This window comes from Polyangiaceae bacterium (assembly GCA_020633235.1).
Classification (GTDB): Bacteria; Myxococcota_A; Polyangia; order Polyangiales; family Polyangiaceae; genus JACKEA01.
In genome coordinates, this window is the sequence record JACKEA010000007.1 from 270,560 (window position 1) to 294,901 (window position 24,342).

20 protein-coding genes are annotated in these 24,342 nt (G+C 65.8%); 11 read left to right on the forward strand and 9 right to left on the reverse strand.

What is annotated here, in order from left to right; all coding sequences use genetic code 11:
• The first annotated feature begins 2 nt into the window (after positions 1-2).
• Positions 3-668: a hypothetical protein gene (locus tag H6717_34425; protein ID MCB9582181.1), complete on the forward strand. Its 666-nt coding sequence runs from the start codon at positions 3-5 to the stop codon at positions 666-668.
• A 282-nt stretch (positions 669-950) separates the two neighbouring features.
• Here the strand turns inward: H6717_34425 and H6717_34430 are convergent, their stop codons facing one another.
• Positions 951-1,709 carry a hypothetical protein gene (locus H6717_34430; protein ID MCB9582182.1) on the reverse strand — a complete coding sequence of 253 codons (759 nt, stop codon included), beginning with the start codon at positions 1,707-1,709 and terminating at the stop codon, positions 951-953.
• 1,322 nt (positions 1,710-3,031) lie between these two features.
• Between H6717_34430 and H6717_34435 the strand changes: the two genes are divergently transcribed.
• From H6717_34435 to clpB, 7 genes are all read left to right on the forward strand, one after another.
• On the forward strand, positions 3,032-4,336 hold the full coding sequence (locus tag H6717_34435; protein MCB9582183.1) for a hypothetical protein: 1,305 nt from the start codon (positions 3,032-3,034) through the stop codon (positions 4,334-4,336).
• A gap of 138 nt (positions 4,337-4,474) precedes the next feature.
• Positions 4,475-5,137 (forward strand): hypothetical protein, encoded by a 663-nt coding sequence (locus H6717_34440; GenBank protein ID MCB9582184.1) that lies wholly within the window; start codon positions 4,475-4,477, stop codon positions 5,135-5,137.
• A 50-nt stretch (positions 5,138-5,187) separates the two neighbouring features.
• Positions 5,188-6,603 (forward strand): DDE-type integrase/transposase/recombinase, encoded by a 1,416-nt coding sequence (locus tag H6717_34445; GenBank protein ID MCB9582185.1) that lies wholly within the window; start codon positions 5,188-5,190, stop codon positions 6,601-6,603.
• Positions 6,603-7,400 carry an AAA family ATPase gene (locus H6717_34450; protein MCB9582186.1) on the forward strand — a complete coding sequence of 266 codons (798 nt, stop codon included), beginning with the start codon at positions 6,603-6,605 and terminating at the stop codon, positions 7,398-7,400. Before H6717_34445 ends, H6717_34450 begins: the two co-directional genes overlap by 1 nt.
• On the forward strand, positions 7,400-7,675 hold the full coding sequence (locus H6717_34455; protein ID MCB9582187.1) for a hypothetical protein: 276 nt from the start codon (positions 7,400-7,402) through the stop codon (positions 7,673-7,675). The genes H6717_34450 and H6717_34455 overlap by 1 nt, the downstream gene beginning before the upstream one ends.
• Positions 7,672-8,787 (forward strand): S8 family serine peptidase, encoded by a 1,116-nt coding sequence (locus H6717_34460; protein ID MCB9582188.1) that lies wholly within the window; start codon positions 7,672-7,674, stop codon positions 8,785-8,787. Before H6717_34455 ends, H6717_34460 begins: the two co-directional genes overlap by 4 nt.
• An 813-nt stretch (positions 8,788-9,600) precedes the next feature.
• Positions 9,601-12,252 (forward strand): ATP-dependent chaperone ClpB, encoded by a 2,652-nt coding sequence (clpB, locus tag H6717_34465; protein MCB9582189.1) that lies wholly within the window; start codon positions 9,601-9,603, stop codon positions 12,250-12,252.
• Positions 12,253-12,363: 111 nt separating this feature from the next.
• Here the strand turns inward: clpB and H6717_34470 are convergent, their stop codons facing one another.
• The 5 genes from H6717_34470 to H6717_34490 form a co-directional block, all read right to left on the reverse strand.
• Positions 12,364-13,686, reverse strand: a complete 1,323-nt coding sequence (locus H6717_34470) for a hypothetical protein (protein MCB9582190.1) — start codon at positions 13,684-13,686, stop codon at positions 12,364-12,366.
• Positions 13,687-14,068: 382 nt separating this feature from the next.
• Positions 14,069-15,136 (reverse strand): c-type cytochrome, encoded by a 1,068-nt coding sequence (locus H6717_34475; protein ID MCB9582191.1) that lies wholly within the window; start codon positions 15,134-15,136, stop codon positions 14,069-14,071.
• A 19-nt stretch (positions 15,137-15,155) separates the two neighbouring features.
• Positions 15,156-15,701 carry an RNA 2',3'-cyclic phosphodiesterase gene (gene thpR, locus H6717_34480; protein MCB9582192.1) on the reverse strand — a complete coding sequence of 182 codons (546 nt, stop codon included), beginning with the start codon at positions 15,699-15,701 and terminating at the stop codon, positions 15,156-15,158.
• Positions 15,698-16,942: a competence/damage-inducible protein A gene (locus H6717_34485; GenBank protein MCB9582193.1), complete on the reverse strand. Its 1,245-nt coding sequence runs from the start codon at positions 16,940-16,942 to the stop codon at positions 15,698-15,700. Before H6717_34485 ends, thpR begins: the two co-directional genes overlap by 4 nt.
• Positions 16,943-16,952: 10 nt before the next feature.
• Positions 16,953-17,831, reverse strand: a complete 879-nt coding sequence (locus H6717_34490) for an SUMF1/EgtB/PvdO family nonheme iron enzyme (GenBank protein MCB9582194.1) — start codon at positions 17,829-17,831, stop codon at positions 16,953-16,955.
• Between the two features lie 41 nt (positions 17,832-17,872).
• On the opposite strand from H6717_34490, the gene H6717_34495 reads away from it, so the two are divergent.
• Entirely contained in the window at positions 17,873-18,697 is an 825-nt protein-coding gene (locus H6717_34495) for an aldo/keto reductase (GenBank protein ID MCB9582195.1), read from the forward strand.
• Between the two features lie 78 nt (positions 18,698-18,775).
• Here the strand turns inward: H6717_34495 and H6717_34500 are convergent, their stop codons facing one another.
• The 3 genes from H6717_34500 to H6717_34510 are packed head-to-tail and all read right to left on the reverse strand — an operon-like array spanning position 18,776 to position 22,529.
• On the reverse strand, positions 18,776-19,513 hold the full coding sequence (locus H6717_34500) for a fumarylacetoacetate hydrolase family protein (GenBank protein MCB9582196.1): 738 nt from the start codon (positions 19,511-19,513) through the stop codon (positions 18,776-18,778).
• Between the two features lie 26 nt (positions 19,514-19,539).
• Positions 19,540-21,537: an NAD-dependent DNA ligase LigA gene (gene ligA, locus H6717_34505; protein ID MCB9582197.1), complete on the reverse strand. Its 1,998-nt coding sequence runs from the start codon at positions 21,535-21,537 to the stop codon at positions 19,540-19,542.
• Entirely contained in the window at positions 21,534-22,529 is a 996-nt protein-coding gene (locus H6717_34510) for a pyridoxal phosphate-dependent aminotransferase (protein ID MCB9582198.1), read from the reverse strand. The genes ligA and H6717_34510 overlap by 4 nt, the downstream gene beginning before the upstream one ends.
• A 59-nt stretch (positions 22,530-22,588) precedes the next feature.
• On the opposite strand from H6717_34510, the gene H6717_34515 reads away from it, so the two are divergent.
• Entirely contained in the window at positions 22,589-23,572 is a 984-nt protein-coding gene (locus H6717_34515; GenBank protein MCB9582199.1) for a decaprenyl-phosphate phosphoribosyltransferase, read from the forward strand.
• Positions 23,573-23,575: 3 nt separating this feature from the next.
• Positions 23,576-24,271, forward strand: coding sequence for a CPBP family intramembrane metalloprotease (locus H6717_34520; GenBank protein MCB9582200.1), 696 nt, complete (start codon positions 23,576-23,578; stop codon positions 24,269-24,271).
• Positions 24,272-24,342: the final 71 nt, after the last annotated feature.

The window sequence follows — 24,342 nt, forward strand, 5'->3', positions numbered from 1 at the left end:
AGATGCGTTCGAATTCCTTCAAGGTTCTGATGAGCATGGGATTCATCGCGCTGGTGGCGTGGAGCATTCCCGCATGCGGCAGCGATGACGACAGTGGCAGCGGCGGCAAGGCCGGCAGCAGCGGCAGCGGCGGAAGCGGCGGCGGCACCGCGGGCAGCGGCGGCACCGCGGGCGGCGCGGCGGGCAGCGGTGGCAGCGCGGGTGGCCTCACCTGCGGCGGCACCGAGTGCACCGCGGGCTGGAAGGTCGGCGGCCTGATCGACGTGGCGGGTTGCTGTGCGACTGGCGACAAGTGCGGCGCGCAGATCGATGCAACCATTGAGAACCTGCTCAAGGTTCCCCAAGGTTGCTACGAGACCGAGCAGGCCGGAACAGTGGACTGCGGCTGCGAATCCTTCGTATTCACCAACCCGCTCGACCAATCTCAGGCGCAGTTCAACGGTTGCTGCAGGCCCGATGGCAAGTGCGGCTTTGCAGTAGACACCAGCAGCCAAGGCGGCCCCAACCTAGGCTGCGTAGAAGCCACTGAGCTCGGCGCCACGGGTGGCACCTGCACCTCGGGCCAGGAGACGCCTCCGCCCACCGGTTCGGACTACTGCGCCGTGGGCGACGGTGGCACGCCGGAAGGCGGCACCGACGGTGGCGTGGGCGACGCTTCGACCGACTGATCGAAACGTTTGCTTGCAAATGTACGAAAGCCGCGGCGCATTGGCGTCGCGGCTTTCGTGCATTCGGGCCACCCACTTCGTCTTCCGTCCCGAGTCACTCCAGAATGCGAAGTCTGGTAGTTCCCAACCCGTCATGGCGGAACTCCCTCGGTGAGCCGTGCAAGCCCAACACGGAGTTCATGCGAAATGATCAGGTAGGAAGACTCAGAACACACATCCGGAATACGGAACGGAACTGGCACAGCCTGCGTGAGTCGGCGCAAGGGTTTCTAGGGAGCCGCCTCAGCAGCCCGTGACGGACCAAAGAGCCTCGCAGTTCGCCATGGGGAAACATTGGTCAGTCCCAGCGCCACCATCGAAATAGTAGTAGCTCTGATTCTTGTCATAGAGGTGATCGTTGCCAGCTTCTCCGAGGAAGATGTCCGAGTAGCTGTCGCATCGGGTCTGCATCAGGACGTCAGCTCCATCCCCTCCATACAAAACACCATTGTAGTTGTAATGATTGACCCAGTCGTTGTCACTCTCGCCCTTGAACGGTTCCAGGGTACCGCCTCGGTCGAAATAGGCAATGTCCGCACCTGGCCCGCCCCAGAAAGCATCCTTGCCCGCCCCGTCCTGGAAGACATCGTTGCCGGCTTCACCATACACGGCGAGATCGTAGCCGTTGTAGTTCCACGCGGACATAGTGGGCAGGTTCGTGCACGTCGACGGCGGCGGCGGTAGAACATCCACCGAGTCATTTCCCGCCCCAGCGCAGATGTTGTTGTGGAAGTACTGGCCTGTAAGCAGTTGGCCGTTTGGATCAGTGACTAAGTAGCTGGCGCAGGAGGACGTACCCGTCCGGATGTACGCAGCTAGAACGTAGCTGCCGAGAAACGCCACACGCCCCAGCCAAACTTGGTTACTACCAGACAGGTCCGGGTTGCCGTACAGCTTCAACGTGTTCGAGTTGTTCGGGCACGCCGCGTCTGCTCGCGCGCCACTGCTCACCGTCAGTATGGCTGCCAGGACTCCACTTACTGCAACAGTGTATGTTCGCATCGACCTGCTCCTTTTCGAAACCTACCCACCATGTTTTCTGCACAGAAGTGGCGCAAGGCTCAATCCGTGCGTCACGCCTGGGTCTTCGTCTTCGCCTAGGCGTGCTGCCAATGCGCAAAATCGCTTCGGCGCTACCACGGCGAGAGTTTCCAGCGCAGCGGCCCTGACCCGAGGGTCCTGCGTAGAAGCAAGCGCGGTGCTCTCGATTTGTTGCTCACCAAACCCAGACGGGGCGCGAGCTTCATGTTCCAGTATTAGTTGTGCCGCTGGAACGGAATGGAGCGGAAGAGAATCCAGCGCCTCTCGGCTCAGGGGCAGGGAGCGAAGCCCTGGCGCCGTGTGCGAAAGGCGAAGACCGACTACACAATTGACGTCGTCTTCTGTGGACGACGAGCGACATGCTCGGTCAATTGCGCCTTGAAGGCGGTCGGGCCCTTCCCGCTTAACGGCGACAAGCAAATCCACCACATGCGCGGCAACCCATGTATCAACCTTTTCGGCTAGCGCGTCATTGAGCGCATCCGCGTACAAGCTCTGGCACTTCAAGTCGGACTTGGGCTCACATGCCAAGTACCGCACAAAGGCCTGCTTCGATTGCACGGCCACATTGACTTGTTCGGCGAGGTCTTCAGTAACTGCAACCAGTCGTCCACGCGTGGCAGCCTGACCAGTTATGGCCTCGACTTGTTGAGACGCCGCAGCAGTGGGTGATCTGCCCGCTGACGCTAGCGAAAGGGTTGAGTTCTTTGGCGCAGAATCCGTGTCGCCGCGCTCAAGGCGGCACATGGCAGCGCCAAGACCCAACAAGACCGGCACCAACCAGGGCCATCGCCCCATCCCGAACTTCCTCCCCATTTGCCACCACCCAAGTTCATCAAGACCACACGCGGACCAGCGTGTCAACTCAAAGCGGCCAAGATTTGTCGCAGGCGTGCGTCGTGATCAAGGAGCGCCCGTCTTGTCGGAGACACCTAAGTGTGGGAAGGCTGCGCCTACACGAACCTGACGTGATTACTCACGGGATCCACGCCAATCTAGGTCTCGTGGGGCAGGCTGCCTCGGTTGCTTTGAGACTCTCGCGCCTCCTTCTCCCTCTTCACGCCGCCGAGCTCAAGTTGTGCAACTTGCGCTCAAGTTGTCAGTCAAGTTGAGCAAGGTCTGCACAACCGCTCGAAACGTGTGACACACTTGGTGCCCTTGGTGGGGACCAGACGCGACGTTTCGTGGTGTTCGCTCTAGTGAGCACAGATCGTGCACCGCCAGGCCGATCTGCGCTTTGCGGTACTGAGCTGAAGGCTGAACGCGCTGTTTGGAGGACGACAATGAGAACAACAACCGTTGGCAACCGCATCTATGAAGGCTGCTTCTTCGCCGGACTCGCGGTTGCGACCCTCGCGTCGTGCTCTGCGGAAGCGCCAATGCCCGCTACGGACGGGCGCGCAACAAACCAGGCGACCTATCGAACCTCGATGTACTATCCTGGACTCGCAGAACGCGTCGCGATCGAGAAAGGGCCGACCGGATCGTGGGCGTATCGGAGTAACGGTGAGAAGCTGACGCTCCCTCAGCTGTACCAAACAGAAAAGGTCGCGTACCGCGAGAAGTACGGCCCGTTCTCCATCGACTTCATCCGCTCGCTAAGAGGTTTGGGGCACACGCGGCTCGACGTGGGGATCTATTTCAAGCCGAAGTACATGGGCCCAGGCGAGCGGAGAAAACCAAGCGCGCAGACGCGGATCGACTTGGAAGGTCAGCTATTGGCAGGTGAACTTGAGCAGCGGGGCTTCAGCGTTCGTCGCGTTTCAAAGTTCATTCCAGCAATATTCGTGAGCGGGAAGGCTAGCGAGATTCTCTCACTGAAGTCTGATTCACGATTTGCGCGCATCGTCGCAGCCAAGAGTCTCAGGCCGCAACCGCGTACTTGCGCCGACACCGGCGGTGCATACGATTGTGTGGACACGCAGCCCTTTCACGGAATGCAACAGACATTGCCAGGTCAACCCGTTGCTGCATTCCAAGGTCTCCATGGCGAGAAACAGAAGGTCGGCATACTCGGAGACGTGCAGCAAGAATACAAGGTTGGATCCGGGCAAACGGGGGGCCGGCTAGCTGAACATGAGGCCTTCGCAAACAACGAAATCGTGTACCAGGACCCCAACACCGACTCTTCGTGGCCAGTAACTGCGCACGAGACCTGGGTGGCTAGCGTCGTGTCCGCCAACTCGCACCTTGGCGGAGAGTGCGGGGCCTCCGCCGCGAAGATCTACTATCCAAACGATGGACTCCTTACGAACTGGCCGAGCGGCAACGTGTACACGCAGATATGCAATCCGGAAGCTACGAACGCAGCTTTGGAATGGCTAGCCAACCAAGGAAACCCGGCATACGACGAAGATGATCCGAAGCTCCTAACGGTAAACGAGAGCTGGGGTTGTCTTCACGAGAACATCCTTGGCCCTGTGTGCAACAGTTCAGAAGCGCAGAGCTTCGCGCGAGACATGGAAGGAATCAACGAGGACTACTACGCGCTCTATACCGACATGCTCGTAGTGAAGGCCGCTGGCAACAACAATTGCTTGTACGACGAAGGGCCCCAGGCTGGTGTAGGGTCTCACGTTCGGTCGTGATCCCCCGGCGTGTTCTTCCCGGCCGATGCGCTCGTTGGTCGTAGTGAGACGGGGAGGGATTCCGGAGAGGTTCGCCGTTGTTCTTTCCTGGGAGGCGGACCCGCGGGACGCTGATCGCCGAAAGGTTGGTCCGCTGCGTTGCCGCGCACGGACCCGGCCGGCAGGATCGTGCAGATTCGTTGGGATACGACCCTTACCAGCGAGCAGTACGTTACGCAGGAGGCGTGGCGCTGCGCAACTTTGGAGCAATGCCCGCTGCATCCCGAGGGCGATTGTGGCCTGGTTGGGCACGGGAGCTACACGCGCAAGAGCCCGACTGGCGTGCGGGTCGCGCGGTTGCTGTGTCCCAAGTCAGGGGTCACCATCAGCCTGCTGCCCGACTTTCTCGCTGCCCGGATGCCTGGGACGCTGGAGGAGATAGAGGGGGTTGTCGCCGCGGCGCAGGCAGCCAGGACGACGGAGGGAGCAGCCGCCCTGCTGCGCCCCGCCGAGTCCGGCGAAGTGGTCACGCTACCGTCGGTGCTGCGCTGGTTGCGCCGACGTATGATAGCCGTCGAGGCGGGGCTGCTGGCTGCGGTGACGTCACTGCCGGTGCTGTCCGGCTGCGCGCCGACGATCGTCGCCGTGCGTGAGCGGCTCGGCGTGGTGAGCGCGCTCGTCGCGCTGCGCAGACTCGCGTCCCACCTGCTGCGGACATTGCCCGCGCCGCTCGGATTCGGAGCCCGGGCGCGCAGGCGACCGGAGCGTGCTGTTGGGCACCCACACGACATGGGGCCGGACCCGCCGGAGCGGGGCCAGTAGCTCCTGGGGCGCACCCCGGAAGGACCGGGGCGCACACCCAGGAGCAGACCATGACAACAGAAAAGCCCCGACCGCCCAGGACCCATGGTGCGCCGCCGATCACCCTCAGCGAGCACGAGCAGGCCGATGCGGAGCGCCGCCAACAGATCGCTCTGTTCCGGTACGGCGTGATCGCCGACCTCATCCACCTCGAGCCCGGTCACCGCGGCTTGTACGCGCTCTTGCGCGACAAGGCCGCGCGGGAGTGGGACATCCCCGGCACGCTCCGGCGCCGCGTCGAGGCGGAGACGATCCGCGGCTGGCTGCGCGACTATCGGCGCGGCGGCTTCGACGCTCTGCTACCCAAGGCTCGCAAGGATCGAGGCTCGGCACGCGCCATTCCGCAGTGCGTCGCCGACGTGTTGTGCGAGACCAAGGACCAGCATCCCGACTTCAGCGTCGCGCTCGTGATCGAGCACGTTTCGAGGTTCGCTCGGATACCCGACGACGTCGTGCTCGCACCGTCCACCGTGCACCGCTTGTTAGCGCGTGCAGGCCTGATGCAGAAGAAGCCGGGGGAGCCGACCAGCAACGACCGCCGGCGCTTCTCGTTCGACCAGGCCGGCGAGCTGTGGATGAGCGACGTGATGCACGGCCCCTCCGTGCGCATCGAGGGGCGACAGCGCAAGAGCTATCTGCTCGCGATGATCGACGACGCCACGCGCATCGTCCCCTATGCTAGCTTCGCGCCGAGCGAGAGCGTCGCGGCGTTCCTGCCGGTGTTCGAGCAAGCCATCCGTCGCCGCGGTATCCCCAAGCGCCTGTACGTCGACAACGGCGCTGCCTTCCGCTCGCGCCACCTCGCCCTCGTCTGCGCCAAGCTGGGCGTCACCCTCATCCACGCCCGCCCCTATACGCCCCAGGGCAAGGGTAAGATGGAGCGCTGGTTCCGCACGGTACGCATGAGCCTGCTCGTGCAACTCGGCGCCGACGACACCAAGTCCATCGAGGCGCTCAATCGCCGCCTCTGGGCCTGGATCGAGGGCGAGTACCACCAGAGCCCCCACCGCGGTCTCGACGGCGAGGCGCCCGCCGACCGCTGGGCAGCCCGCTCCAGCGACGTGCGCCTCGCCGACCCAGGCGTCGCCGACCTGTTCCTGTTCGAGCAGAAACGCCGGGTGCAGTCCGACCGCACCGTCTCCCTCGATGGTGTCGTCTACGAGGTCGACGCCGTGCTCGTCGGCGACACCGTCGTGCTCCGTTACGACCCCTCCCGTCCCCGCGACCGTCGCAACGTCCAGGTGTGGCATCGCGGCAGCCAGATCCAGCTCGCCAAGCGCGTCGATGCCTACGCCAACTGCTTCGTCCGTCGCAACGGCGACCGCCGCATGCCCGTCGCCGACACCCCGCCCGACCCTCCCGCACAGGGTCTGCGCATGAGCGACTTCCAGTCCAACGCGGCCGACGACGACAAGGCGGTGAAGTGATGTACCGCAAGCATTTCGGCCTCACCCGCCACCCCTTCGGCAAGGCCATCGAGCCCGACGAGCTGTTCCCCTCCGGCTCCCTCCGCGAGTTGGAGGCGCGCCTCGCTCACCTGCTGGATCTACGCGGCATCGGCATCGTCACCGGCGAGAGCGGCAGCGGCAAGACCACCGCTTGTCGAAAGGTCGTCGCTGGACTGCACGCCGGTTTGCACCGCGTTCTGTACGTCTCGCTCTCCACGGGCAACGTCATGGACCTCTACAAGACCATCGCCTGGGAATTCGGCCTGCCCACCGAGCGCAACCGCGCCGCACTCTTCCGCCAGATCCGCGCCGAGGTGACGCGCCTCTCGGGCGAGGCGCGCCAGAAGCCCTTGCTCATCGTCGACGAGGCCCATCATCTGCGCAGCGACGTGCTCGAGGATCTGCGCTTGCTCACCAACTACTCGATGGACTCCGACAACCGCCTCTGCCTGCTCCTCGTCGGTCACCCCGAGCTCCGGCGCAGGCTCGGCATGGCCGTGCATGAGGCGCTCTCCCAGCGCGTCGTCGTCCGCGCACACATCGCCGGTCTCTCTCGCGACGAGCTCGGCCCCTACCTCGCACACCTCCTGCGCCTCGCCGGCACCGAGCTGCCGCTCTTCGAGCCCGCAGCCCAGGAGGCGCTCTACCAGGCAAGCAGCGGATTGCCCCGCAAGGTCAACCTCGTTGCCCACCACGCTCTCATGGCCGCCGCGCTCGCCAAGACCAAGGCTGTCGCCGCGGAACAGGTCCAGGCTGCCATGGCGGAGGTGTCGTGATGAATCCCAGGCTCATCCGCCATTGCCACATGATCGAGGACCCCATCTTCGGCGCAGCGGCGGTCACCTGCGCCGCACGGCAGACCCTCTCGGCGGCGCTCGAGAGCCGCCACCCGCGCCTTCCGCGCGACCCGTTGTCCCTCGCATCCGGCGACTCGATGTTGCGACAAGCGCAGTCCATCACCGCCTTGTCGACCGCGCTCCAGCTCGCCGTCACTGACTACCTCGGCTCGCTCCACGACATGATCGCTCACCGCGACGACATCCCCTTCTGACCGCCCTGTCGCTCCGCTACGACGGAAGCCCGGCGGCATTAGCCGCCGGGCTTCCTGCATTCAAACCATGCTCCCTTGCCTCTAACCCTGCCCCGCAATCCGGGAATCCACCGGTCGCCCGCGGGCGCTCTCCGCGACAATCAAGCGGTGGGACAGCGCGGGAAACAACAGCTGGTTGCCCGTGGACGGCAAATAGCCTTTGCGTGGGTGCTGTGGACTCCGCCAAGAACATGACGGAGCCCCAAAGCACGAGCAACTACACAAGTGACCGTGAAAGGCCAGATGTTGTTGCTCTCGGCGGAGCATACGATTTGCTTGGCGCTCCACAAGAGGGTGTGTGTGTTGCGGACGAATCGCAACCTGAGGCGTGGAAGCGGGCGACGGGCACGAGTGTGGCGGCACCCGCCATCACTTCCATGGCACTGTTGTGGCGGCAGCAGTGCGAGCCTCAGTACCAGGGGTATGCCGGAGAGAAGACTCTGCGCGCGCTGTTCAGAACGTCCGCTTTCATCAACATCGAAGGCGATCCGTATTCAACGCCTGACCCATCAAGTGACGCGCAGGATGGCGCGGGCTTTGTCGACGCGCGGAACCTCGTGGCGTTCTGCGAACCTGGGCTCGACGGCTCATTTGGCGAGTTGACGATTGATACGGAAAACGATGGGACACTGGGCCTACCCGACGGTGAGCTCTACCCTTCGGCATACTCGGCCGTGCCGGGCACTCACGTCGCGACGTCGCTAGCCGACTATCAGTCGGGACCCGGCGATGCGACGCGGCGATGGCGAGAGATCGGGTCTGGATGGGACGGCATTTCTAGCGGTCGCATCCGTGCTACCATTTCCTTCGATGGGTGCCCTGATGAAGCTTCTGGTCCCGTGCCGAGTCCCGTGTCGGCGGACTTCGACCTGCACTTGGTGCGAGAAGAAGCGAATGGGCATTTCTCGTACGTCGCAAACTCTCAGTCGGTCCAAGATACCAACGAGGGCTTCGAGTACGAAGTAACTGTCCCGGGAAACTACAAGGTAATAGTGTCATGGCCGCAAGGTGCTCCAGACTGCTTCGGCGGGACCCTGCCAGACGTCGGGTACGCTCAAGTGCATCTGCAGTAGTCGCGTGCACAATGCTGTCCGTCGTGGCAATCGCCCTGTTTGGCGGCTGTGGTGGACGTGTTTCCAACGACCCCATCGTCGATCTCAGCGAGTGCCATGGCCATACCACCCACGCGGATTGCTGCGACGCGGGTTGCCTTTGGGTCGAGAACAACGCGAAGCGCGGCGTGGCGGACGGTTGCTACTCTTCATGGAATTGCGCATCAGGCCCTGCGCCCGCTTCACTGAAGTGCCACGTGGGCAGGTGCGTGTCGGTCTGGCTGACGAGTGACTTACTCTGTAGCAAGCAGATCGATTTTGCTGGCCAAAGCGGACAGGGAGTGTGTGTCGATGAGTAAGTGGTGGTGGTTTACCGCCTGCATCGCGGTTACGGCCGTTGGATGCTCGTCTAGCGATGATACGAAACCGGGGGCGGCAGATGCTGGCACCGGGGGAAGCACTTCGGACGGAAGCGCCGCAGACGCGACCGGAAGCGGTGGCAATTTCGGTCAATTGGATGGGGGTGAGGACTCCGGACAAGTCGGACTGCCTCCGGGGAAGTTCGCGTGCAACGCAGACGGCAAGTACCGCTGCACGCACCCTGGAGAGGAATGCTGCACTTCCAAAGACCTCTGCTACTACCCGGCGAGCGAGCCCGACTTCTGCCCGTGACGCCGAGGTGGGCCGGAACGTGAGGTTCCGCGGCGGACCGGCAAAATGAACAGTACGGGGGGTGACGGCCATTGGCGGTCTGCTTTTGGGTGGGGTTGCCGTGACCCAGGTTCGACTTAACTTGCTGGAGCCCCGCGGAACCACGCGGATAGGGGTGACAGCATGCGTATGGACCGACTCACGACCAAGAGCCAAGAGGCGCTTCGCGCCGCTATCGACGACGCCACCAAGCGCGGCAATCCGGAGGTGATTCCGGAGCATTTGCTCGTCGCGATCCTGAACCAAGAAGACGGGATCGGCGGGCCGATCGTGCAGAAAATCGGGGCGAACCCGGACGCGCTGGCCAAGGACCTGAGCCAGCGAGTGGAGGGCTTGCCGAACGTCAGCGGCGGCGCGGAACCGAGCTTTTCTCGACGCGCGGTGCCGCTGTTGAGCCGAGCGGAAGACGAGGCCAAGGCGCTGAAGGACGACTACGTCTCGGTCGAGCACTTCCTGCTCGCCGCGGCCAAGAGCGACAAGGACGTGCAGGCCGTCTTCGATCGCCACGGCGTGAGCTACGACAAGCTCATGCATGCCCTGGCCGAGGTGCGGGGCAGTCAGCGCATCACGGATCAGAACCCGGAAGGGAAGTTCCAGGCGCTGGAGAAGTACACGCGGGACCTCACGGCCCTGGCCCGCCGCGGCAAGATCGATCCGGTCATTGGCCGGGATGAAGAGATCCGCCGCGTGATGCAGGTGCTGTCGCGCCGCACCAAGAACAACCCCGTGCTCATTGGCGAGCCCGGCGTCGGCAAAACCGCCATTGCCGAAGGCATCGCGCATCGCATCGCCAACGGGGACGTGCCCGAGAGCCTGAAGGACAAGCGCATCTTGGCGCTGGACCTGGCGAGCATGGTGGCCGGCTCCAAGTTCCGCGGCGAGTTCGAGGACCGCCTGAAGGCAGTGCTCAAGGAGGTGGAGTCCTCGGGCGGCCAGGTGATCCTGTTCATCGACGAGCTGCACACCTTGGTGGGCGCCGGCGCCGCGGAGGGCGCGATGGACGCGGCCAACATGCTCAAGCCGGCGTTGGCCCGAGGCGAGCTTCGCGCCATTGGCGCCACCACGCTGGACGAATACCGCAAGCACATCGAGAAGGACGCCGCGCTGGAGCGGCGGTTCCAGCCGGTGATGGTCGACCAGCCCACGGTGGAGGACACCGTCGCGATCCTTCGTGGCCTGAAGGAGCGCTACGAGACGCACCACGGCATTCACATCCAGGACTCCGCGCTAGTGGCCGCGGCAGTGCTCTCGAACCGTTACATCACCGATCGCTTCCTGCCCGACAAGGCCATCGATCTCGTGGACGAGGCAGCCAGCAAGATCAAGATGGAGATCGACAGCATGCCGCTGGAGATCGATCAGGTGGAGCGCAAGCTGCTCCAGCTCAAGATCGAGGAACAGGCCCTCTCCAAGGAGAAGGACAAGGCCAGCAAGGCGCGCCTGGGCGAGCTGAAGAAGGAAGTGGCGGAGCTGTCGGAGCAGAAGGACGTGATGAGCGCCCAGTGGCTCCGCGAGAAGGAGATCATCTCCGCCGTGCGCGACAAGCAAGTGGCGCTGGAGGAGCTCCGGCTGGAAGAGGAGCAGGCGCGACGCAAGGGCGATCTCGGCAAGGCCGCGGAGATCCAGTACGGCAAGGCGCCCACGCTGGAGAAGGACATCGAAACCCTGCGCCAGAACCTCGCTCAGGTTCAGGAGAAGGGCTCGTTCCTCAAAGAAGAAGTGTCCGACGAGGACATCGCTCAGATCGTGAGCAAGTGGACCGGCGTGCCGGTGAGCAAGATGCTCGAGAGCGAGATGCAGAAGCTGCTCCAGATGGAGCAGAACCTACGCCGCCGCGTCGTGGGTCAGGACGACGCTCTCATCGCGGTGGCCAACGCCGTGCGCCGCTCCCGCGCGGGGCTCGGCGACGATCAGCGGCCCATCGGCTCCTTCTTGTTCCTGGGTCCCACCGGCGTGGGCAAGACGGAAACGGCCAAGGCGCTGGCGGAGTTCTTGTTCGACGACGAGCGGGCGATGATCCGCATCGACATGAGCGAGTACATGGAGCGCCACGCCGTGAGCCGCTTGATCGGCGCTCCTCCCGGGTACGTGGGCTACGACGAAGGCGGCCAGCTCACGGAGCCCGTGCGCCGCCGGCCGTACAGCGTGATCCTGTTCGACGAGATCGAGAAGGCGCACCCGGACGTGTTCAACACTCTGCTCCAGGTATTGGACGACGGACGCCTCACGGACGGGCAGGGCCGCACCGTGGACTTCAAGAACACCGTGGTGATCCTCACGAGTAACATCGGCACCGCGGAGCTCGCCGCCATCGAAGAGCGCCGCGACCTGGACGACGACGACAAGCTCGAGCTCATGAAGCGGAAGAGCATGGAGGCGTTGCGCCAAGCGTTCCGTCCGGAGTTCATCAACCGGTTGGACGAGATCGTCGTGTACCGTCGGCTCGGGCGCGAGGAGATCCGGAACATCGTCGAGATCCAGCTCGGTCACCTCCGGCGCCGCCTGGCCGCGCGGGAGCTCACGTTGCAGGTCACCACCGCGGCAGAAGACTTCCTGGCGGAGGTCGGCTGGGATCCGCAGTTCGGCGCGCGCCCCCTCAAGCGCGCCATCCAGAAGCACCTGGAAGACGGCCTCGCCCGTCAGGTCATCGCCGGCGAGCTGGCTCCGGGCGACACCGTGCTGGTGGACCGCGGAGACGCCGGCTTGACGTTCTCGCGCAAGGCCGGGTCCGTGGCGCCCAAGAGCACGGGCTCTGCCCCCGAAGTCCACGCCTGATGTTGGTTCGCCGCGAACCCCGTCCCTGACGGACCCACAAAAAGCCGCGCCCCCTCGACCCTTGCGGGTGGAGGGGGCACTGCCGTTTTTGGGAGGTTCTCTACGAACGATTCAGTTCGGGCGAATCGGGAGCGCCGAGGGGGCGGATCCCTTGATCGTCTTGATCGAATCGAACAAGAGTTGCTTGGTGTACTTCGGGTTGTGGATGCCGCCAGCGGCACCGCGAGCGACGAGGATGTAGTTGTACAGAGCGCCAGCCTCGTCTTGTGTCATCTGCGGGCTGCCCGGGCGCGGCTCGTCTAGAGCGTAATCCGAGTCCGTCAGCTGAGAGCCAGCGATAGCGCCGTACGGAGCGGCCTCGTCACGGGTCAGCCAACCCTTGGAGTTGAGCTGTTCACGCAGCTCTTGGAGCAGCAATCCAACGAGCGACACACCGCTGTTCACGTCGAAGCTCGTGGCGCCGTTGTGACAGGTCACGCACACCGAGAGCTGCGGGTGGAACGAGTGATCGCCGATGTTCATGTTGCCGGCGACCTTGGGCATGTGGCACTTGACGCAGCCATCTGCGAACTGAGCCGGATCCCCGTGCACCGAGGAGCCGTAGGTCAGGCCCGTGAAGTGGTAGCCACCCTTGGCCGTGTAGATGTCCGCCTGCGGACCCTCGTGGGGACCCCAGTGAACGCTGGTCAAGGTCACGGCACCGGAGATGTAGTCCGTCACGTCCTTGCGGGACTTGTGACAGAACATGCAGGTGTTGCCCTTGGTGTAGGCGCCGGCCTTGGTGCCGTCCGCCGTGGCTGCCGCCGAGCTCTTCTCCAGGTAGACCTCGTCCGTGGCGCCGCTGGGGACGCGCAGCGGGAAGCTGCCTGCCGTGTACTCGGCGCCAGTGGCGTGCGGATCGTTGCCCGAAGCGTCGTGGCAAGTGTTGCAACCGACCTGAGCCACCTTGGCTTGGCCACCGTAGTTGGCTTCGCCAACCTTGCTGTTGGTGGAGTTCAGGTAGTTGATCTGACCCAGCGCCGCGTTGGCCGGGCCGGTAGTGCCGGTATAAGTGATGTTGCCGGCAATGCGCTGCTCGGGGCCGTCGACAGCGTGGCACAGGCCGCAGGAACGCTCGCCCGTCCACGTCTCGACTTCGTCGCCACCGAGGTTTGCGACGTAGGTGGAGTAGTGGGTGCTGGTCTTCCACTGCTCGACGATGCCGCCGAAGCCGTGGCAGGGACCGAGGCAGCTCGCAGTGAGTCCGCCTTCCGGAACTCCACCGTCAGCCCCGGAGCCACCCGGGCCCGTGGGACCCGTTTCGCCCGTGGGGCCAGTGGCGCCCGTGGCACCGGTCGGACCCGTAGCGCCTGTGGCACCCGGAGCCCCGTCACTTCCAGCGGGACCTTGCTTTCCGTCGGCCCCGTCGGATCCTGAACACGCTGCGGCGACCAAGCCGAGCGCTGAAAAAACAACTAATGCATAGCGGGATATCGTCATGATGGTTCGCCGCTCCTTCCCAAGGGTCTGGAGTAGAAGGATCAGAGAGTCGCGTCAATATCGTGGAGGCACCCTTTTTCGGGTCCATGATGGATGTTGTGACGCTCTTGCGACGGCATCTGACGCGGCAGCTTGAGGGCGCAGCCTCTGCACCCGGGGCGAAAGCTTTGCGCAGGGATTGGAGCGGAAGCTTCTTTGCTGGAGGTTGAGGAGCTGGAGGCGTTGCTCAGGGGTTGGCGGGCGTGCCGCTAAGTCCCTGAGATGGCGTCAAAACTCCGGCCCTGACGCCGATCGCCACGGTGGGACGGAACCCCACGGGCGCAACCAATGCGCGTTTTCAGGGCTGCTCCCCGGTGTGGATCGGATACCCCTTGCGGTGCCAAACGTTGAGTCCTTCGTCCAAGACGGTGACCTTGTCGAAGCCCTTGCCTTGGAGCGCTCGCGCCAGGGAGCTCGATTCCGCGTGCGGGCACGAGCAGTAGCAGACGAGCCAAGTGTCCTTGGGCAGCTTCTCCACGTAGGGATCGGGATCGTAGAACGGAACGCTCACCGCGCCGGCGATGTGCTCGCGCGTGTAGTCCGTCGGTGCGCGCGCATCCAAGAGCGCCATGCGCGCACCGCGATCGAGCTCGCGCTTCACCACGGCGAGGGGCGTGAGATCCGGGAACTTCTTGAAGCCGGCGGGCGGTGGACCCTTCGGATTCAAGGGCACCGGGCCCAGCGGTAGCGGAGGCGGACGTACGGGCTTTTGGAAACGCCGCGCGATGGGATTGCGCACCACGTGCCAGCTCCGGAGCAGCGCGACGACGTCTTCGATCTCGTCCTTGCGCAGCGTGTCCTTGAACGCGGGCATCACCGTGCCCGGACGACCGTGCTCGATGGCGAAGCGCAGGTAGCCGTTGCTCGCCGTCGACAACAGCTCCTGATTGCCGACGCTCACGTTCGGTCCGCCGTTGCCGCGGCGGCCGTGACACGTTTGGCATCGCGCTTCATAGACGCGCTGTCCCTTGGAAACGTCCCCGCCGAGCGGTGCTTCGTTCAGGCGTGCGGGAGGCGTGTGTTTCCACGTATGCAAGAAGGCGATGATGGCGTCGATGTCCGCGGGCGAAAGCGGTCCACCGCGCTCGCGTCCCCAGGCGGACATGGTGCTGCCCGTGCGCCCATGGGTGATGGCGGTGCGCAAGAACTCATCCGTGACGGAGGCCTGGAAATAGGGCTGGGCCAGCGCGGGGGCCTGGTCCGCCCAGTAGCCTTGCCCCTCGCTGCCGTGACACACGGCGCACATGCGGAGGTAGAGCGCCTTGCCGTGGGCGACGCGGGCTTGCACCTCCGGCGAAGGTTTCTCGACCTCGTGGGTGCAGCCGAGGAGAGCGATACAGAGGCAGAGCCAGAGGAGCTTCTTCACGTGAGGGCGCATCCTACGATCACTCCGCCCCCAGGGCACAACGCTCTCGCGGCGTGTAGCGGCTTGTGGACGCCAAGAGCTGGGACTCGAACAGCACCAGCTCCGTGAAACGCACCGCGTAGGGCTCGAGGGCACCGGCTTCCAGCAGCGCGCGAGCGTTCCCGGGGTGCTTGATGCGAGCCAGCGTGACGTGGGGACGAAACGGGCGGCGCTCGCGGGGGACGCCCACCGCTGTGCCGATTTCCTCCAACGTGCTGGCCAACGCAGCGAGCCGTCCGTCCGGGTCGGCGAGCTCGGCGACGAGCACGCGTGCTCGCGACGGAGAGGCGAACCCGGTGAGGCCCGTGAAGCGTGTCTCCAGGGCGGGGGCCGTCACCTGCCGCAGTGCCGCCCTGAGCTCATCGAGGCGATCGACGTTGCCCAGGAACTTCAGCGTGAGGTGCAGCTGGTCGGCCTTGACGAAGCGGGGAGCGAGGCGCGACGTGACCGCGCGCATCCGTTTCTGGGACTCCAAGAGCGGCGCGACGTCTTGGGCAGAGAGGGGGAGCGCGAAGAAGAGCCTCACGCGTCGAGACCGCGACGGAGGACGCTCCGCACGAGGGCGAGCCCCGCGAAGGCCGCCAGCTGCCGCACCTGGGTGCGAGAGCCGGGAAATACCATTTGACGATCCACGGTGCCGTCCCGGGTGGCCACGGCGTAGCACACGGTGCCCACCGGCTTTTCCGGAGTGCCGCCGCCGGGGCCTGCGATGCCGGTGAAGGCGACCGCGACGTTTGCGCCCACGACGCGCAGGGCCCCCTCCGCCATCGCGCGTGCCACCTCCGGGCTCACCGCGCCGTACTGCGCGAGCATGGGCGCGGGCACCCCGAGCAGCTGCTCCTTGACGGAGTTTTCGTACGCCACGATGCCGCCGGCGTAGAACTCGCTGGAACCGCCGCGCTCGGTGAGGATTTCGCCGACCAGGCCGCCGGTGCACGACTCCGCCGTGGCAAGCTTCATCTTCCGCTCCAGGAGCAGAGCGCCCAGCGCTTGCGCAAAGGTGACGTCGCCTTCGGCGTACACCACGTCCGGACCCAGCCGCTCGAGTACGACGTTCGCCGCCGCCCGCGCCCGCGACTCCGCGTCCCCTTTCCGCGCCGCTCTAGCCAAGACCTTCACCTCGATTTCGGGGAAGTGGGCGCGGTAGGCGATCACCACGTCGTGGGCGCCTTCGATGCCGGCGAGCTTGTCGTTCACCGCGCTTTCGGTCATGCCGAAGGTCTTGAGACGCACCTGGTGGAGCGACTCGCCCACCAGCGGCGGCACTTCGGGAGCGATGTGCTCCTCGAACATCGTCTTCATCTCGCGGGGAACGCCCGGCAAGAAGAACGCGTTCGCGTGGCCGAGCTGTACGTGAAAGCCGGGCGCCGTGCCCTTGCGGTTCGCCAGCACCGTGGCGCCGCGAGGGAAGTCCGCCTGCTTCTCGTTGGAGGGCGCCATGCTGCGACCGAAGCGCGCCATGCGCTGCTTGATCGCCACCAAAGAAGCGTCGTCGCGCTGCATCGGAACGCCGAGCACCTCCGCCACGCACTCGCTCGTGATGTCGTCCGTGGTGGGCCCGAGGCCACCGGTGCACACCAGCAGCGTATGGCTGGCGCTGAGGCGATGGAGCGTTTCCACGATGGTCGCGCGATGATCCGCCACCACCTCCATGGCGGTGACTTCCATCCCCAGCGCGGTGAGGGATTCCGCGAGCCAGCTCGCGTTGGTGTTGACGATCTCCCCGCGGGTGAGCTCGGTACCGATGGACAGGATGGCAGCACTCATGGCGGGCGAATCATGGGTCAGCGTCGCTGGAAGTGCCACCGACCTCGTACACGCAGCGAAAGCCCACGTCCTCAGCAGCCGGACGGGCTTCGCCTGCCCAGCTCTTGAAGCTGCCCGCCAGCACGGACTGATACGAACCGCCGTAGGCCCGTGCTGTTCCGTCGTCTTCTCGCACCCACTCGGCGACGTTCCCAGCCAGATCCGCGACGCCGTCCGGGCTCGTGCCGTCCGGCCGGAAGCCCGCTACCTCCGGCCCGTCTCCGCCGCCAGCGCAGGGGCCGTCCACCAGGCCAAACACCGCCCGACGACACACGAGGCCGGTCTGCCCCCAGGGGTAGCGTCGCGCAGCGGTGCCCGCCGCCGCGAAGATCCACTGCGCCACGCGCGGCAAGTGTCCACCCACGAAGTGACAGAAGCTCTCCGCTTCCTTCACGCTCACGCCGCGCACCGGTCGGCCCAGCTCGGTTTCCGGCAGCGCGCGACAGCGCCCCGCTTTCACGCATGCGCTCCAGCGCAGCTCCGTCACCTCGTGGGAGTCGATGATGAAGGTCGTCACGCTCAGCGTCCGTGCGTCGGTCTGCGCTCGCGCCTCCCAGTCGCTGGGTCCGATCTCCACGCGGCCGCCGCTGATGCGCACCTTGCGCTCGTTCGGCAAACACCCGTCTGTGCCAATGCGGGCGCCCACCGGACATGCCGTAGGCCTACCTTCGCAGTGCCCTGCTTTCAGGTGCTGGCCCACGCCGCAGCAGCGCGCGCCCAGCGCCACGCTGCCGTGGGGACAGCGATCGGGATCGCTCCGCTCCGTGCGCGCGGCGATCACCACTCCCACGATGGCCGCTGTCGCCAGCGCCAGGAGCCCGAGGGCGATCCACAGACGTTTGTTCGCCACCCCCCTGGCGATAGCGTCGAATCGTGCGCATTGGAAAGCCGATGGGACAACTCTCGGAAAAAGTGCCTCTCGGTCGCAGCAATCTGCGGGTCTCGCGGCTGGGGCTGGGATCGTCCTACGGGGCGCCCACCGCCGCCTACGAAGAGGCCTTCGAGCGCGGGGTGAACTACTTCTACTGGGGCAGCCGCCGCAGTGACGACATGGGGGACGCGATCCGCCACGTCGCCAAGGGCCGCCGCGAGGACATCGTCGTCGTGCTGCAGAGCTACGCGCGTCCGCTCGGCTTCTTGGTGAAGCAATCGGTGCAGCGCGGCCTCCGCTCCCTCGGCCTCGACTACGCGGACGTCTTGCTCCTGGGTTGGTACAACGACGTTCCTTCGCGCTCCGTGATGGACGCCGCTCTCGGCCTCGTCGAACGCGGGCTCGTACGTCACATCGCGCTCTCCGGCCATCGCCGCACGCTGTTCCCGGATCTGATCTCGGATCGCCGCATCGACGTTTGGCACCTCCGCTACAACGCCGTGCACCGCGGCGCCGAGCGCGAGGTGTTTCCCTCGCTCGACGGCCTGTCCGCTGAAGAACGCCCCGGCGTCGTCACCTACACCACCACGCGCTGGGGACATCTGGTGGATCCGGGCCGCACCCCGAAGGGCGAGCGCACTCCCACCGGCACGGACTGCTACCGCTTCGCGCTCTCGCACCCGCACGTGGACGTGGCCATCGCCGGACCTGCCAACGTGGAGCAAACACGCCAAGCGCTGCAAGCCCTCGAGCTCGGCACCATGGACGAAGAAGAGATCGCCTGGATGCGCCGCGTGGGCGACGGCATCTACGGCAAGGATCGAACCAGCGGCATCCGCGACTGAAACTGACGCGCCATTCACGAGATCTTGTCGGTCCGCCGCGGAATCAGCGTTGACGGTGGTTCCGCGGCGGACCGACATTCATTCGGAACGAACGCGGAACTCGAGCTCGCCCACGCCGGAGATGCTCACCTCGACGTGATCCCCATCCGCGAGCGGGCCCACGCCCTCCGGCGTGCCGGTGAGGATGATGTCGCCGGGCTCCAGCGTCATGGCGGCGCTGATGTAGGAGACGAGGGTGGGCACGTCGAACACCATGTCTGCGGTGCTGGCGTGCTGGCGCTCCTGTCCGTTCACGCTGAGGCGTAGCGTGAGGGCGCGCGGGTCGACGTCCGTGACCAGGTGCGGGCCGATGGGGCAGAAGGTGTCGAAGCCCTTGGCGCGGGTCCACTGGCCGTCCTTCTTTTGTAGATCGCGCGCGGTGACGTCGCAGGCCACGGCGTAGCCGAAGACGAACTTGGGCGCGTCTGCCACGGACACGCGGCGAGCGCGCTTGCCAATCACCACTGCGAGCTCGCCCTCGTAGTCCACGCGCTCGCTCTCGGGCGGCAAGATCACGGTGCCGCCGGGCTCGAGCAGAGACGACGGCGGCTTGAAGAAGAGCAGCGGCTCCACCGGCGGCGCGTTGCCCATCTCCTGCGCGTGGGCGGCGTAGTTGCGACCCACGCACACGATCTTGGTCGGCGTGACCGGGACGCTGTGACTGGTGCGGGAAAGATCGAGCACCTTGCCGGTCTCTTCTCCACCGGCCCAGGGCGCTGCGTCGATCTCCAGCGCGCGTTCGTCGTCGCAATGCACGAACGCGTGCTCGCCGTTCATTTTCCGGATGCGGGCGTAGCGTGCCATCAGCCCTGGATCATCGCGTACAGGCCCTTTTCGTCAATCACCTCGGTGCCGTGCTTCTTGGCGGTGTCGAGCTTGCTCTTGCCCACCTTGTCCCCAGCTACCAGGTAGGTGGTGCCCTTCTTCACCTTGTCGTGCACCTCCCCACCGGCGGCGCGGATGTCGTCGTGGACGTCGTCGCGCTTCTTGCTGAGCACGCCCGTCACGCAGAAAGAGGAGCCGGACAGCGGACCCTGGGCGGCCACCGCGGCGCGGGGCTGCGGCCGGGAAACGTCGAGCGCGGCGAGCTTCTCCAGCAGCGCGCGGCTCTGCGCGTCGAACAGGAAGCTCTCCACGGCGTCGACCATCTTGGGCCCGAAGCCGGCGATGTTGTCGGTCTTCTCCCGGGCCTGTTCGCGCGACCAGGCAAGCAGCTCCTGCAAAGTGCCGGCTGCTTCCGCCAGCTGCTTGGCGGCGACCTGCCCCACGTGATCGATGCCCAGACCCGTGAGCAGGCGATCGAGCGTGCGCTCCTTGGAGCCCGCGACGGCCTTCACCACGTTGTCCGCGCTCTTCTTGCCCATGCGCTCGAGCGACTGCAGCTGCTTGGAGTCGAGCCCGTACAGATCGGCGACGTCCTTCACGAGCTCGCTGTCCACCAGCTGCTCGATGAGAGACTCGCCGATGCCATCGATGTCCATGGCGAAGCGGCGCGAGAAGTGGAAGATGGCGCCCTTCACCACCGCCGGGCACTTCGGGTTCGGGCAGCGGATGGCGACCTCACCCTCGCGTTTCTCGACCGGCGTGCTGCACACCGGGCAGCGCTCCGGCATCTGGAAGGGCTGCTCGCTGCCGCTGCGCGCCTCGGTGTCCACGCTCACCACCTGCGGGATGATCTCGCCGGCTTTCTCGATGGTGACGAGATCCCCGATGCGCACGTCCAGGTGCTGGACGATCTCCGCGTTGTGCATGGACGCCCGAGACACGGTGGTCCCCGAGAGCTGCACCGGCTCGAGCTCCGCCACCGGCGTGAGGGTCCCGGTGCGACCCACCTGCACCACGATGTCGCGCACGCGGGTGGCGGCTTGCTCGGCGCTGAACTTGTAGGCGATGGCCCAGCGCGGAAACTTGGCCGTGGCGCCCAAGATGCCCTGCTGGCTGAAGGAGTTCACCTTGATGACGGCGCCATCGGTCTCGTACGGATAGTCCGCGCGGGACTTGTCGATGTCCGCGATGGCGGCGTGGACCTCTTTCATGTCCTTGCACACGCGGTGCTTGCGGTGCGTCGGCAGGCCGAGCTTCTCCAGCGCATCGAGCGCTTCCGCGTGGGAGCCGCCGAGCTCGGCGCCCTCCACCACTTGCCACACCAGCGCGCGCAGCGGCCGCTGGGCCACGATGCGCGGGTCGAGCATGCGCAGGCTGCCGGAAGCGGCGTTGCGTGGGTTGGCGAAGGCGGGCTCGCCGCGCTCGGCGCGCTCCGCATTGATGCGCTCCAAGTCGCGCCGATAGATCACGACCTCCGCGCGCAGCGTGAGCGGTCCGGCGTAGTCGATGGTCGTGGGCAGGGAGCGGATGGTGCGCAGGTTCTCGACGATGTCTTCGCCGCTCTGGCCGTCCCCCCGGGTGGAGCCGCCGGAAAGGCGTCCGTCGCGGTACAAGATCTCCACGCTGCCGCCGTCGAGCTTCGGCTCCACGCAGAACTCCACCACGGCGTCGTCCGCCAGCCCGTCGCGCACGCGCCGCGCGAACTCTTCGAGCTCCTCCTCGTTGTAGGTGTTGTCCAGCGACATCATGGGCACCACGTGCTCCACGGTCTTGAGATCCGAGCGCGGCGCGCCGCCCACGCGCTGGGTCGGAGAATCCGGCGTGACCAGCTCCGGGTTCGCGGCCTCCAGCTCGCGCAGCTCTTTGTAGAGGGCGTCGTAGTCGCGATCGCTGATGATCGGATCGTCGAGCACGTAGTAGCGGTAGTCGTGCCCGCGGATTTCGCTGACCAGCTCTTCGTGGCGCTTCTTGCTCATGATTTCAGCACGGCTCCGAGGTGCTCCAGACCTTGCACGAGGGTTTCCGAGTCGGCGCTCCAGCTCAAGCGAAACGCCGCGGGGTCTCCGAAGAACTCGCCGGGCGCGACGATCACGCCGCGCTCCAAAATGCCCCGCTCGATGCGATCCCCGAGCGGCGCGTCGGTGTGGACCCAGCCATACAAGCTGGTCTCCGGCGGGGCTGACCAGCTGAGGCCATGGTCTCGGATGAAGGCGTCCACCAGCGCGCGCTTTCCGGCCTGCAGCGCGTGGGCGCGCGCGAGCAAGTGATCCGCGCGCTCGAAGGCCAGCGCGCCGTAGGCCCAACAGCCCGGCGGCGCCGAGCCGAAGAGCAGCGCTTCCACTCCGCGCGCAGCGGCCTCGAGCTCCGGCGGCACCAGCAGGAAGCCGGCCCGGGCCCAGGGCACGCCAAAGCACTTGGTGGCGCTCGAGCAGGTGATCACGCGCCCGCCGAAGGCCGTGTGCGCGGGGCGCGAAAGCTCCATGTACGCTTCGTCCACCAACAGCCACACGTCGCCCAGCGCTCGTGACAGCTCCGCCAGTTCGGCGTCGTCCATCACACTGCCCGTCGGGTTGTGCGGATTGGTGATGGCGACGACGCGGGTCTTCGGTGTGACCACGACGTTCGAGCGCTCGAAGCGCCGCACCGTCGCTCCCAGCGCTTCCGGGATGCGCCATACGGGCTCGTAGCTGGGCGTCTCCACCAGCACCTCGTCGCCCGGCCCGAGCAGGGTGGCGAAGGCGGTGAACAGCGCGCCGGACGCACCCAGGCACGGGATCACCGCGCGCGGCTCGACGCCGTAGCGCGCCGCCACCCCCTCGACGAACGGCTGTCGCGCGGCGTAGTCGTCCACCGGGGCGGCGCCGAGCTCCCGCTGGGCGATGGGGGAGACGCCGCTGGAGGCCAGGTCGAAGCGCACGTGGCCATACCAGCGTGTGGCAAACTCCAGATAGGCCAGGCGGGGCAGCACGGCGGGCGAGTGTAGATCAAGTTTCACCGCCCCAGAGTTGCGCTAAGGTCCCCGCGTCGATGGCTTCGCCGCAGTTGGAAGAGGACCGCCAGAGCGGCATCCACCCGCCGGTTCGGGAAGCGGGCCCCCCGCCGCCCCGAGCGGAAGGGTCGCTCCTTTGGCGCGTGGGCGGCGTGGTCAAGACCGTGCGGCCGCACCAGTGGGTGAAGAACGTGTTCGTCCTCGCCCCCGTGGTGTTCGCCAAGGAGATCTTCGACCCCGTGCTCCTGGTGCGCGCGGGCGGGGCGTTCTTGGTGTTCTGCCTGCTCGCGGGCGCCGTCTACACCATGAACGACATCGCGGATGTGGAGAGCGATCGCGAGCATCCGGTCAAGCGCTACCGTCCCATCGCGTCCGGTCGCGTGCCCATGGGCTTTGCTCGCGGCCTGGTGGTGGCGCTGGTCGCAGTCTCGCTCGTCGGCGCGTCCGCCAGCTCCTTCAAATACATGGCGGTGGCCGGCGCGTACTTCATCCTGAACGTCGCCTATTCATCCAAGCTCAAGCACGTCGCCTACTTGGACGTGGGTTGCATCTCCGCGGGCTTCGTGCTGCGCGTGGTGGGCGGCGGCTTCGCCACGCACATCTCCGTCTCCAGCTACTTGCTGTTGTGCACCGCGCTCCTGGCCTTGTTCCTGGGCTTCGGCAAGCGCCGCCACGAGCTCACGGGCAGCGCCGAGCGCGCCGGAAAGCAGCGCGCCGCGCTGGAGTCCTACACCAAGGGCGGGTTGGACGTCGCCCTGGGCATCACGGGCCTCGCCACCATCGCGGTGTACATCGCCTACACCCTGGACCCGCGCACGCAGGCGTTCTTCAAGACGGAATGGCTGTGGCCGAGCACGCTGTTCGTGGCCCTCGGCGTGTACCGCTTCTTGCACCTCGTGCGCTCGCGCCCCAAGTCCGAGAGCCCCACGCAGGAAATGCTGAAGGACGGCCCCTTCGTGGGCATCGTCCTGCTCTGGGTGGTGCTGGTGCTGTGGGTCGTCTACCACCTCAGGCCAAGCTGACGCATGGCGGACCAGCCCGCTCCCGCACCCAGCGGGCCCTGGACGGATCTCGCTCTCACGCTGCCGATGTTCCTCGGCTACCACCTGGGAGTGATCTTCCTGCCCGTGCGCAACGCGGCGGACGTGGTCACCTCGGAGCTGATCGCGCTCTCGGACAACAACATCCTGGCCTATTCCGGCCTCACGCTGGCCATCGGCGCGGTGTTCGTCGGCAGCCTCATCGTGCTCGGTCGCGGCAAGGCACTGCGCTGGGAGCGCTTCGCCTTCATCGCCCTCGAGGGCGTCGTCTACGCCGTCGCCATGCGCTTCCTCGCCAGCTACGTCGTGGGCCGCATGTACCTGGCGAACGGCATTCACGACCCCGCGACAGGTCTCGTCATGTCCCTCGGAGCCGGTTTCTACGAAGAGATCGCCTTCCGCGTGATCCTCTTCGGCCTCGGCGCCAAGGTCGTCGGTCTGCTCTTTCCGGTGATGGTGCCCTTCAAGCAAAAGCTCGTCACGCTGGGCTGGGCGTTGATCGCGGCAATGGTCTTCAGCGGCTGGCACTACGTGGGCGCCCTGGGCGAGAGCTTCGACGCAAAGTCCTTCGTCTTTCGCACGGTGTGCGGCCTGGTGTTCACCGCCATCTATCGCTTCCGCGGGTTCGCCCCGGCCGTCTGGACGCACGCCCTCTACGACATCTGGGTCCTGGTCTTGTAGGTCCGCCGCGGAACCACGCGCCCACACGCCGCGACGCAAGCGCGGCACGGCGTGAGCACGACGCGGCGAGA

Excerpts from the sequence above, each read along its gene's own strand:
- H6717_34500 (MCB9582196.1), bottom strand. The coding sequence starts at position 19,513 with ATGAACGGCGAGCACGCGTTCGTGCATTGCGACGACGAACGCGCGCTG.
- H6717_34495 (MCB9582195.1), top strand. The coding sequence starts at position 17,873 with ATGGGACAACTCTCGGAAAAAGTGCCTCTCGGTCGCAGCAATCTGCGG.
- ligA (MCB9582197.1), bottom strand. The coding sequence starts at position 21,537 with ATGAGCAAGAAGCGCCACGAAGAGCTGGTCAGCGAAATCCGCGGGCAC.
- H6717_34520 (MCB9582200.1), top strand. The coding sequence starts at position 23,576 with ATGGCGGACCAGCCCGCTCCCGCACCCAGCGGGCCCTGGACGGATCTC.
- H6717_34450 (MCB9582186.1), top strand. The coding sequence starts at position 6,603 with ATGTACCGCAAGCATTTCGGCCTCACCCGCCACCCCTTCGGCAAGGCC.
- H6717_34515 (MCB9582199.1), top strand. The coding sequence starts at position 22,589 with ATGGCTTCGCCGCAGTTGGAAGAGGACCGCCAGAGCGGCATCCACCCG.
- H6717_34445 (MCB9582185.1), top strand. The coding sequence starts at position 5,188 with ATGACAACAGAAAAGCCCCGACCGCCCAGGACCCATGGTGCGCCGCCG.
- H6717_34425 (MCB9582181.1), top strand. The coding sequence starts at position 3 with ATGCGTTCGAATTCCTTCAAGGTTCTGATGAGCATGGGATTCATCGCG.
- H6717_34435 (MCB9582183.1), top strand. The coding sequence starts at position 3,032 with ATGAGAACAACAACCGTTGGCAACCGCATCTATGAAGGCTGCTTCTTC.
- H6717_34455 (MCB9582187.1), top strand. The coding sequence starts at position 7,400 with ATGAATCCCAGGCTCATCCGCCATTGCCACATGATCGAGGACCCCATC.
- H6717_34485 (MCB9582193.1), bottom strand. The coding sequence starts at position 16,942 with ATGAGTGCTGCCATCCTGTCCATCGGTACCGAGCTCACCCGCGGGGAG.
- clpB (MCB9582189.1), top strand. The coding sequence starts at position 9,601 with ATGCGTATGGACCGACTCACGACCAAGAGCCAAGAGGCGCTTCGCGCC.
- H6717_34430 (MCB9582182.1), bottom strand. The coding sequence starts at position 1,709 with ATGCGAACATACACTGTTGCAGTAAGTGGAGTCCTGGCAGCCATACTG.